Genomic DNA, 11,154 nt, shown 5'->3' on the forward strand with positions numbered 1-11,154 from the left:
CGGGTTCGGGTTCGGGTTCGGGTTCGGGTTCGGGTTCGGGTTCGGGTTCGGGTTCGGGTTCGGGTTCGGGTTCGGGTTCGGGTTCGGGTTCGGGTGAAACCTCCACGACCTCTTCCGGCGCCTCAAGGGCCTTTTCGGACGTCGCATCATTGGCAGGTTCTACCAAGTTTTCAATTGCGCCCTCGATCTCATCAAGCTGCTCTTCCAACGAGGCGTCAATGCCGTCCTCCGGCTCGACCCAAGGCTCCAAAGCCTCCGCAGCAGCAGCCTGTTCGGGCGTTACTTCTGCCATGTCGGCCATGAGGGCTTCATATTCCGCATCGGCGGTCGCCTGATCAAATTCAGGCTCAGGCTCAGGCTCAGGCTCAGGCTCAGGAATTACGTCATCTGGGGCTGTCTCAATATCAACGACGTCCGGCGCGGCGGTTTCCACGACCTCGTCTTGCGTCGCCACAACCAGTTCTTCCTCACCGCCATCCTCGACGATGGCCTCAAGCCCCTCTTCAAGCTTGGATGAGGATTTGAACAGACGTTCTTTGAGTTTCGAGAAAAAAGCCATGTGCGCCCTCTTGATCGCTTTCTATCCAACTATGACACATAAGTGTCGGATGGAAGGGGGCAGCGTAGGCGTTCATCCCAGCATGCCACCCCACAGGATCAAAACCTGCCCAGCAACATAGAGCGTCCAGACCGCGTACCCGGCCTTCATGCGGTGGTGATGGGTATCTGACATTCGAAACAGATTGATCGCCAAGATTACGTCAGACACGATGAACAACGCCGCGCCGATCACCATCCATCCGAAGGGAAGCGTCAGGGCCGCCAAGCCCATCGCGCCGATGATCACCACATAGATACGCACTGGCCATTGCAGATGCCCGGTATGTGTGGCCAGCCACAGTTCGGTCGAGACCATCAGAGCCACCAGAATGATCGCGGCCACAGGGGCAGACGAAAACGCGTCCCACAGGGGGGCATTTGACACGCTCATGAAATGAAGAATGTAAACCAAGTGCGCCAATGCGAAGGCCGCTAATCCGTAGAGAAACGGCGCATCGCCATCGCGCGACAGGCCGAAATCACCCAAAGCGGACAGGAACAGGCCCGCCACCAGAAATGCGCCGACGCCCTCCAGATAGGCAGACAATGAGAACAGCAATAGCGGGATTGTCTTGATGATCGAACGCGGCCAGCTTGGTGCCGCTTCAGTGCGTGGAAAATACGCAAGCGCCACGAGAACGCCAAGGATCATCGCCAGTTGAGTCATGGGTTCCTCATTACCGCAGCGTAGGTTAACCAAGGGTTTGCATGCGAAAACCCCTTTGTCACAGCGATGTGTGACAAAGGGTGTCGGTCAAGGTTGACGTTGGCAGAGCGCCGGTTGTGGCGCGCCTACACCTCGTCCGGAAAATGTTTCATGGTCAACAAGATCGGGTTCGGGGCCGCCTGCCCCAGCCCGCAGATTGAGGCATCCAGCATGACCGTGCACAGCTCTGTCAACAGGCCCTGATCCCAGCGATCCGCCTGCATCAGCTTCACGGCCTTCTCGCAGCCAGATCGACACGGGGTGCATTGACCGCAGCTTTCATCTTCAAAAAACCGCAGCATGTTCAGGGCCGCATCGCGGGCGCTGTCTTGATCAGACAGGACAACGACCGCCGCCGAGCCAATAAACGTGCCATGCGGCTGCAACGTGTCGAAATCCAGCGGGATGTCATCCATTGACGCGGGCAGCAGCCCCGAAGACGGGCCGCCGGGCTGATAGGCCTTGAAGCTGTGCCCGTCGGCCATGCCTCCACACGCTCCAATGATGTCGATGATCGTCGAGCCAGCGGGCAGAAGGTGCACGCCCGGATTGGCCACGCGACCGGACACGGAATAGCTGCGCAGCCCCGTGCGGCCGTTCTTTTCGACCGAGGTCAGGATTTCTGGGCCTTCGCGCAGGATGCGGGTGACCCAGTGCAGCGTTTCGACGTTATGCACCAGTGTTGGGCGGTCGAAGATGCCCACTTGCGCCACGAAGGGCGGACGGTGGCGCGGCATACCGCGCTTGCCTTCGATGGATTCGATCATCGCGCTTTCTTCGCCGCAGATATAGGCACCTGCCCCGCGCCGCAGGTCGACATAGCCGGGCGTGACAATGCCAGCGACCTCAAGTGCTGCAATTTCGCGGCGCAGGATCTCCAACACAGCGGGGTATTCGTCGCGCATGTAGATAAAACAGGTCTCGGCCTCGACCGCCCAGGCGGCGATCAACATGCCTTCCAGCATAAGGTGCGGCGTGCGCTCCAGATAGTAACGGTCTTTGAATGTGCCCGGCTCGCCCTCGTCGCCATTCACCGCCAGATAACGGGGGCCGTCATTGGCGCGCACAAAGCCCCATTTCTTCCCCGACGGGAACCCAGCCCCACCAAGCCCACGCAGACCGGCGGCCAGCACGTCGTCCTGCACGGCCTCCCAATCGCCACCCGCGCGCAGATCTTCCAGCTTGGCATAGCCTCCAGCGGCGCGATAAGCTGCAAGGTCTTCATAGGCGGGCAGTTTGGCGTGTGTTTCCCCGGCGGCAATCGCTGCCTGCACCTTTTCCGGTGTCGCGTGGTCGATGTGATTGTGACCCAGTTCCAGCACCGGGGCTGTATCGCAGCGGCCCATGCACGGTGCGCGCACCACGCGCACTTCGGCGGCATCGAGCCCATCCTCAAGGGCTTTTTGCAACGTCTCCGCCCCGGCCAACTCGCATGACAGGCTGTCACAGACACGAATGGTCAACGCGGGTGGAGGTGTCTCATCTTCGCGCACCACGTCGAAATGGGCATAGAAGCTGGCAACCTCATAGGCTTCGGCCTGACCGATCTTCAACTCATACGCCAAGGCCCGCAGATATGGGGCGGACAGGTGGCCGTGGGCGTCCTGGATCAGGTGCAGAAATTCGATCAACAGATCGCGCCGGCGCGGACGATCACCCAGCATGGCTTGGACGGCTTCCAGCGCGGCGGGATCGACCTGACGGCCCTTCGGCTTGCGCCGACCCTTGCCCTTGCCCGATTTCCAGATACCTTTTTTGTCGTCCAACGCCATATCCAACCCCAATGTGATGTCAAACCCACAATAGACAACGGGCCCCTGCCGACGCTATCCAAAAGCGACATACGCGCGGTGGATTGCGTATCTTCGCTATTTCCACGATATTTGCCGCAAACCCCGCTGCCAATCTAAAGAAGCCCCATGACCGCAATCTTCTCCCATCCTCTGAAGGTATTCGCCATCGCGACCCTGACTCCGGTCGTGTTGATCAGCTTGGGGGCGGTGTTTGGCGGATGGTTTGCGGGTGCAGCCCTTGTTTACATGACCCTTCTGACCCACGGGCTGGATCGCATCATCGCCCGCACCGCCCCACCGTTGGACGAAGACGAAACCGGCGATGACGCCGATAGATTATCTGCGCTGCTTGCGATCTGCCATTTCGCGTTGCTGGGGCTGGTGGTGTTCGCCCTTGGCGGCGGCATTCAGTTAAGCGTCGGTGCCTCTGCCATGCTCTTTCTGGCGGCTGGGCTATTCTTCGGGCAGGTGTCTAATTCAAACGCGCACGAACTGATCCATCGCAGCGGCTGGAAGCTGCGCAGTCTTGGCAAATGGGTCTATATCTCGCTTCTATTTGGGCATCATGCATCCGCACATCCGAAAGTGCATCACCGCTGGGTTGCGACGCCGGATGACCCCAACACCGCAGAAGAGGGCGAAAGCTTCTATGACTTCGCCCTGCGCGCTTGGTTTGGGTCTTTCACCGCGGGCTATGAGATGGAGAAGCAGGACATTGCTCGCAGCCAGAAGCGCGCGATAAACCCCTATTTTCTGTATGTCGTTGGCGCGGTTTTCATGATGGCGCTGGCTATCTGGATCGGCGGCATAGGTGGCTTCATCGCCTATCTTCTGCTGTGCCTGCACGCACAGATGCAACTTCTTTTGTCTGACTACGTTCAGCATTACGGTCTGTTGCGCGAAAAGCGTGAGGACGGAGATTACGAGCCGGTCGCCATAGCCCACAGCTGGAACGCGCCGCACTGGTTCTCATCGCATCTTATGCTGAACGCGCCGCGCCATTCCGATCACCACGCGCATCCGATGCGGCCCTATCCATCCCTTAGCCTTCCGGCAGAGGCGACAGCGCCGATGCTGCCTTATTCTCTGCCCGTGATGGCAACAATCGCCCTGATTCCAACCCTGTGGCACCGGGTTATGGGGCGGGCTTTGCGCAATTGGCGCGCGCAGGCTGCGGCACCAACCTGACACGTCACGCGCTATCGGGCCATCGACGGGGAACCATTGGCCGCTTTCCCCGTTGTCATGTTAGCGCGACCAACTATGGTGCATAGTGCTGCGTGTCTGAGCGACGAAGGACTGACCAATTCGCAATCGAACACTGCACTAACCTGTGGATGCAAAGTTACTGCCTAGATAACACACCATTAACAAACCCATAGCGATGCACGGCATGCAGCCCTATATTGGCTATGATACGGTGACCGAGAAAGGGCCCCGGCTTGTCTGAAAACGGACTACAGAAGACCGCATTCTTCGTACTTGTTGCGCTGATCCTCTATGTTTCAATCACAGGGGGCGCGTAATGACACAACGCTACGGCGGAGAGTTCAGCCCAAAAGGGACTGACAAAAATGCCGGGCCTGCTGGCCGGTCGCCTTACCATGGCAAAACACGCTCGCGCGCTGGTGGGCGGGTGAACCTTCTGTTCATCGCGCCATTGCCGCTGGCTTTTCTGGCGTTTTTTCGTGACCCCGGCGACCTTATCCTACGTCTGCTGGCATTCGGCGCATTGATCGCAGCCGCCTGGCTAACGCGCGAAGGCGTATTGGCGCATGAAGAATATGACGCCCGCAAGATCGCGCGCCGCCCCGCCATCCCTCGCAAGCTGTTCGGTGCCGCCCTGACCGGGGTTGGTCTGTTTTTGGCAGGCTCGGTTGATGGCACACCGATTATCGCCGCCGCTCTGGGCCTGCTTGGGTTTGGCCTGCATCTGTTTGCCTTTGGCTTGGACCCCATGCGCCACAAGGGCTTGGACGATATTGACGAATTTCAAACCGATCGTGTGGCCCGTGCGGTCACCGAGGCCGAAAAACACTTGCGCGCCATGAAGGAGGCGATTGAGCGCACCAAAGACCGTCGCCTTGAAGCCCGGTTGGAGCGCTTCATTTCCACCGCCCGCGACATGTTTCGCACAGTCGAAGACGACCCGCGCGACCTGACCGCCGCGCGCAAATACCTGGGCGTCTACCTTTTGGGTGCACGCGATGCGACGACCAAGTTTGTCGACATCTACATGCGTGATCCCGGCGGCGGCGCGCGCGCTGATTATGAAACCCTGCTGGATGATCTAGAGGCGAATTTTACCGCCCGCACCCAGCAATTCCTGAACGACAACCGCACAGGCCTTGATGTCGAAATCGAAGTGCTGCGCGAAAGACTGGCACGCGAAGGCGTGCGCTCAGAGTAACTTGTGAGGATTTTTCTATGACCGAAACGACCCGCCAAAAGGCCGAAGCCGCCCTGAAAGACATTGAAGCTGTGACCGCCGTTGTGCTGCCAGAGCCGACAAATGCGCTGGTGCCCCTGAAAAAAGCCAACAAGAAAGTCAGCGCCGAAATTGAAAAGCGTATGGCCGAGATCGACATGGACAACACCCAGTCGATCATCGAATTCGGTTCGGCTGCACAGGCTGAACTGCAAGTGATCAGCCAGGACATGCTGGCTGGTGTGCGCAACAAGGATGTGGGCCCTGCGGGCGACAGTTTGCGCAACATCGTAACCACGATTCGCGGCTTTTCGATCAGCGAACTGGATATGCGCCGCAAGCGCAGCTGGTGGGAGAAACTGCTGGGTCGCGCTGCCCCTGCCGCCAAGTTTATGGCACGTTATGAAGGTGTTCAGGGGCAGATCGACAAGATCACCGACAACCTTCTGGGCCACGAGCACACGCTGTTGAAAGACATCAAATCGCTCGACAAGCTGTATGAAAAGACGCTGGAATTCTATGACGAGCTGGCGCTGTATATCTCAGCAGGCGAAGCCAAGCTGAGCGAGCTCGATGACACGATCATCCCGGCCAAGGAAGCCGATGTGGCGGATGCGCCCGAAGAACAAGGTGTGATCAAAGCGCAAGAGCTTCGCGACCTGCGCGCCGCGCGCGACGATCTGGAACGCCGGGTGCATGACCTGAAACTGACGCGTCAGGTAACGATGCAATCGCTGCCCTCGATCCGTCTGGTGCAGGAAAACGACAAGTCGCTGGTGACGAAAATCAACTCAACGCTGGTCAACACTGTGCCGCTTTGGGAAACCCAACTGGCGCAATCAGTCACCATCCAACGGTCGGTCGAAGCGGCAGCGGCAGTGAAAGACGCGACCGACCTGACCAACGAGCTTCTGACCTCAAACGCAGAAAACCTGCAAGAGGCCAACCGCATGGTGCGCACGGAAATGGAACGCGGTGTCTTTGATATTGAAGCTGTGAAATCCGCCAATGCGACGCTGATCGCCACGATCGAAGAAAGCCTTGCCATTGCCGACGAGGGCAAAGCAAAACGCGCGGCTGCCGAAGACGAGCTGATCAAGATGGAGGCCGAGTTGAAACAAACACTGGCCGCAGCAACAGCACGCGGCACAGCATCGGCGCACAATATGGCCAGTGCGGTTCCAAGCACGTAAGCCGAAGCGCGAAAGGGACAGAATGCGGCGCAACGCCTTGAAATTGGCAATCAGTGTGCTGGCGGCAACGCTGGCACTGTCGGCCTGCCAAACGGTTGGGCCGGGCGCGACCGGTTTGCCGAAATCGCCGACGCCAAAACCGCGTGCGGCGTCGGTGCCAATCGTCCCCAGCGCCGAAAGCGCGGCGCTGGCGGTTTACTATACCCGCGTTCAACGCAGCCTTCTGACACAGGGGCTTTTGAGAACCGATGGTGGCGGGGCAGACGTGCCGTTCAGCGCCGCAATGCTGGCCCGCAATTTCGAACGTATCGCGCTCTTTCAGGAGTATTCTTCGGCTGGCGGACGTTTGGTCGCGCGTGAAAGTGCCTCGCGCCTGACCCGCTGGGAAAAACCAGTGCGGGTGTCGATCCAGTTCGGTGCGTCTGTTTCGGATGAAATCCGATCGCATGACCGGGCAGTATTGTCCAAGTTTGTCCGCAGACTGGGCCGCGTGACAGGCCACCCGATCAGCATGACCAAGGGGGGTGGAAACTTCCGTGTCTATGTCCTGAACGAAGATGAACGCAAAGCTTTTGGGCCGGAATTGCGACGGGTCGTGCCCGGCATCAGCGCACAAAGCCAACGCGCGGTGATCTATATGCCGCGCGACACATATTGCCTCGTTTTTGGGCGCGATCCGGCCAACAACGGACAGTTTGCACAGGCTGTGGCCGTCATTCGCAGCGAACATCCAGACTTGATGCGTGCATCCTGCATTCATGAAGAGGTTGCACAAGGGCTGGGCCTGTCCAATGACAGCCCGCTGGCACGCCCGTCGATTTTCAATGATGACGAAGAATTTGGCCTTCTCACGACGCATGACGAAAACCTGCTTCGCATGCTATACGATGATCGGCTGCGCCCCAACATGACCGCTGATCAGGCGCGCCCGATCATCAAACAAATTGCCGCCGAACTGACCGGCGGCTCAGTATGACCGGCACCCCAGGGAGGGATCGTAACTATGGGAATTCTTGATTTTCTAACCGGCGAATTCATCGACGTCATTCATTGGGTGGATGACACCCGCGACACCATGGTGTGGCGGTTTGAGCGTGAAGACCACGAGATCAAATATGGCGCAAAGCTGACCGTGCGCGAAGGTCAAGCGGCCGTGTTCATTCACGAAGGTCAGTTGGCCGATGTGTTCACCCCCGGGCTCTATATGTTAGAGACCAACAACATGCCGATCCTGACCACGATCAACCATTGGGATCACGGCTTCAAATCGCCCTTCAAATCCGAGATTTATTTCGTCAACACGACGCGGTTCAATGACCTGAAATGGGGCACGAAGAACCCGATCATGTTGCGCGATCCCGAGTTTGGGCCGACCCGTATCCGCGCCTTTGGCACCTACAGCGTGCGCGTATCAGACCCGGCGAAATTCTTGGTCGAAATCGTCGGCACTGACGGCGAATTCACCATGGACGAGATCAGCTATCAAATCCGCAACATCATCGTACAGGCCTTCAGCCGCGTGATTGCGGGGGCTGGTATCCCGGTTCTGGACATGGCTGCAAACACCGCTGATCTGGGCAAGATCATCGCCGCCGAGATTTCGGGGATCGTGGCCGAATATGGCCTTATCATTCCCGAATTCTATATCGAGAACATTTCACTTCCGACTGCCGTTGAGGCGGCGTTGGACAAGCGCACATCTATGGGCGTGGCGGGCGATCTTGGTGCATTCACGCAGTATTCGGCTGCTGAGGCGATGACCGCAGCGGCGCAGAATCCCTCCGGCGGTGGTGGCATGGGTGCAGGGCTTGGCATGGGAATGGGCATGGCGATGGCAGGCCAGATGGCGCAGGCCGGGCCGTGGGGTGTGGCACATGCTGCGGCCCCGCAGACGCCTCCTCCGCCACCGGTTGAGCATGTCTGGCACGTCGCAGATAATGGCGAAACCAAGGGGCCGTTTTCCAAGGCCGCCATTGGCCGTATGGCCGCGTCCGGCGGGCTGACCCGTGACACTCATGTCTGGACCCCCGGTCAGGATGGCTGGAAACGGGCCGAGGATATCGCGGAACTGGCACAGCTTTTCACTGTTCTGCCGCCACCGCCTCCGGGTGCTTGATTGCCTTGGGCGGCGTTTGCGCCGCCCTTCCCTTCTTACAGCCTGAAAAAAGAGACGCATCCGGATGGCCTTTCCGAGCGAAGACACACAAGCGCCGTTGGAAGAACATCGCTTTCCCTGCGACCAGTGCGGGGCGGATCTGCGATTTGACCCCGAACGCAATCTGCTGACCTGCGATCATTGCGGAAATCAACAGCCCATTGAGGACCAGTCCGCGACATTGCCAGTCATTCGCGAGCTGGACCTCAAACGCGCGCTGGCCCAACAGCTGCCCGATACCGAGATCGAGGTGACGCGCGTTGTCACCTGCCCCAACTGCGCCGCGTTGATCGAATTTGATGGCGACACCCATGCGTCTGAATGCCCGTTCTGCGCAACGCCGGTCGTCACCGACACCGGCGCGCATCGCCGGTTCAAACCCAAAGGCCTTGCCCCGTTCGAGGTCGAGGAACGCGAGGCTCGTAAGGCGATGACCGATTGGCTGGGGCGGCTGTGGTTCGCCCCCAACGGCCTTCGCGACTATGCGCGCAAGGGGCGCAAGATGACCGGCATTTATGTTCCCTACTGGACGTTTGACGCGGACACGCGCACCAGTTATCGCGGCCAGCGCGGCACGGTGCATGAACGGGTGCGCACAGTGACGGTCAACGGAGAACGCCGCCAAAAACGCTCTCAGCACGTCAAATGGCGTTCGGTGTCAGGACGTGTGGCCCGCTTTTTCGACGACGTTCTGGTGCTGGCGTCGCGCGGGTTGCCAAAAAAATACACCGACGCGCTGGAGCCGTGGGATTTGTCCCGGCTGGAACCCTACCGGCCTGAGTATCTGGCCGGATTTCAGGCCGAAGGCTATACGGTTGAGCTGGAGCAAGGCTTTATCGAAGCGCGCGACTATGTGAACCGGATCATCCTGCGCGATGTGAAATTCGACATTGGCGGCGACCGCCAGCGCGTGACCTCAATGGATACCAAATTATCAGACGTCACCTTCAAACACATCCTGCTTCCGGTCTGGCTTGCGGCCTATAAATACCGGGGCAAAACTTATCGGTTTGTGGTAAACGGACAGAACGGGCGGGTGCAGGGCGAACGACCCTATTCGGTTTGGAAGATCACATTTGCGGTCGTTTTGGGGCTAATTGCTGCGGCCATTGTCGGCTATGTGTCAGCGCAGAACCAATAGGACGCAAAGATGCATTTTGAAGACTTCTCCGCGTTGCTGAGCGACCGTTTTTCCTGCCGGGCTTTTAGACCCGATCCAGTGGCCGCCGACGTGATCACGCAGATCCTGACCGCCGCGCAGAAAGTACCAAGCTGGTGCAATGCGCAGCCATGGCAGGTCGATGTGACAACGGGCACTGAAACGGACCGTCTGCGCGCAGCCCTGTATGATCACGCGATGACTGGCGCACAGACCCCAGACGTCCCTTGGCCCAGCGCTTACACGGGCAAGCACCAGGCACGGCGCAAGACCTGTGGCTTGCAGCTATACGAAAGCGTTGGGGTGGCGCGCGGTGATCGCGCGGCCTCGGCCCGGCAGATGATGGAGAATTTCCATTTCTTTGGCGCACCTCACATGGCGCTGGTGACCGCTCCCGCCGAGCTGGGGGCTTACGCCTATCTGGATTGCGGCGGCTTCGTCACCGGCTTCACGCTGGCCGCCACCGCGCTTGGCGTGGCCTCGATCCCGCAAGCCGCCGTTACTGCCTATGCGCCCTTTCTGCGCGACTGGTTTAAACTGCCTGGCGACCGCACCATCCTGTGCGGCATTTCGTTCGGGTATGCCGACGATACCCACCCAGCGAACGGGTTTCGCACCGATCGGGCACCGCTTGATGAATGGGTTCGCCTGCATGGTCCGAAGGATCAGACATGAGAGCGCTGATCCAACGCGTCAGCGAAGCCGCCGTCCACGTCGATGGCGCATTGGTCGGGCAGACCGGCGCGGGTCTTCTGATCCTCGTCTGCGCGATGGAGGGCGACACGGTCGCGAACGCCGACGCGCTGGCCACAAAGATTTCGAAACTACGCATTTTCAAAGATGACGCCGGCAAGATGAATCGCTCGTTAGTCGACACGGGTGGCGGCGCGCTGGTGGTCAGTCAGTTTACGCTCGCTGCGGATACATCCCGCGGTAACCGTCCGGGCTTCTCCACAGCCGCCAACCCGGCCGAGGGCGAGCGGCTTTATGACAACTTCGCCAACACACTGCGCGGGCTGGGGATCGCGACAGAACAAGGGCAGTTCGGCGCGGATATGAAAGTCTCGCTGGTGAATGACGGGCCTGTCACGATCTGGATGGACATGTAGGCACGGTCGAG

At 59.3% G+C, this 11,154-nt stretch carries 10 protein-coding genes and 1 pseudogene; 8 read left to right on the plus strand and 3 right to left on the minus strand.

From position 1 onward, the window contains the following. From MUY35_RS09975 to MUY35_RS09985, 3 genes and pseudogenes are all read right to left on the minus strand, one after another. A pseudogene (locus MUY35_RS09975) lies at positions 1–559 on the minus strand (signal recognition particle-docking protein FtsY); the annotation flags it as partial. 72 nt (positions 560–631) lie between these two features. After that, on the minus strand, positions 632–1,267 hold the full coding sequence (locus MUY35_RS09980; RefSeq protein ID WP_248367266.1) for a lysoplasmalogenase: 636 nt from the start codon (positions 1,265–1,267) through the stop codon (positions 632–634). A 125-nt stretch (positions 1,268–1,392) separates the two neighbouring features. Beyond that, complete coding sequence (locus MUY35_RS09985) at positions 1,393–3,078, minus strand: NAD(P)H-dependent oxidoreductase subunit E (protein ID WP_248367269.1); 1,686 nt, start codon at positions 3,076–3,078, stop codon at positions 1,393–1,395. 147 nt (positions 3,079–3,225) lie between these two features. On the opposite strand from MUY35_RS09985, the gene MUY35_RS09990 reads away from it, so the two are divergent. The 8 genes from MUY35_RS09990 to dtd all read left to right on the plus strand — a co-directional run bounded on the left by MUY35_RS09990 (position 3,226) and on the right by dtd (position 11,143). After that, positions 3,226–4,287 (plus strand): alkane 1-monooxygenase, encoded by a 1,062-nt coding sequence (locus MUY35_RS09990; protein WP_248367272.1) that lies wholly within the window; start codon positions 3,226–3,228, stop codon positions 4,285–4,287. Between the two features lie 337 nt (positions 4,288–4,624). Then, positions 4,625–5,509 carry a 5-bromo-4-chloroindolyl phosphate hydrolysis family protein gene (locus MUY35_RS09995; RefSeq protein ID WP_248367274.1) on the plus strand — a complete coding sequence of 295 codons (885 nt, stop codon included), beginning with the start codon at positions 4,625–4,627 and terminating at the stop codon, positions 5,507–5,509. A 17-nt stretch (positions 5,510–5,526) separates the two neighbouring features. Beyond that, the gene (locus MUY35_RS10000) at positions 5,527–6,720 is read left to right on the plus strand and encodes a toxic anion resistance protein (RefSeq protein WP_248367292.1); all 1,194 of its coding nucleotides are present in this window, start codon (positions 5,527–5,529) and stop codon (positions 6,718–6,720) included. A gap of 22 nt (positions 6,721–6,742) precedes the next feature. After that, positions 6,743–7,696 (plus strand): DUF2927 domain-containing protein, encoded by a 954-nt coding sequence (locus tag MUY35_RS10005; protein ID WP_248367307.1) that lies wholly within the window; start codon positions 6,743–6,745, stop codon positions 7,694–7,696. 27 nt (positions 7,697–7,723) lie between these two features. Further along, positions 7,724–8,836, plus strand: coding sequence for an SPFH domain-containing protein (locus MUY35_RS10010; RefSeq protein WP_248367310.1), 1,113 nt, complete (start codon positions 7,724–7,726; stop codon positions 8,834–8,836). A gap of 64 nt (positions 8,837–8,900) precedes the next feature. Beyond that, positions 8,901–10,016, plus strand: a complete 1,116-nt coding sequence (locus MUY35_RS10015; RefSeq protein ID WP_248367313.1) for a TFIIB-type zinc finger domain-containing protein — start codon at positions 8,901–8,903, stop codon at positions 10,014–10,016. A gap of 9 nt (positions 10,017–10,025) precedes the next feature. Further along, positions 10,026–10,709: a nitroreductase gene (locus tag MUY35_RS10020; RefSeq protein WP_248367316.1), complete on the plus strand. Its 684-nt coding sequence runs from the start codon at positions 10,026–10,028 to the stop codon at positions 10,707–10,709. Continuing rightward, entirely contained in the window at positions 10,706–11,143 is a 438-nt protein-coding gene (gene dtd, locus MUY35_RS10025; RefSeq protein WP_248367332.1) for a D-aminoacyl-tRNA deacylase, read from the plus strand. Before MUY35_RS10020 ends, dtd begins: the two co-directional genes overlap by 4 nt. Positions 11,144–11,154 lie beyond the last annotated feature (11 nt).

This window comes from Aliiroseovarius sp. S1339, from assembly GCF_023195695.1.
Classification (GTDB): domain Bacteria; phylum Pseudomonadota; class Alphaproteobacteria; order Rhodobacterales; family Rhodobacteraceae; genus Aliiroseovarius.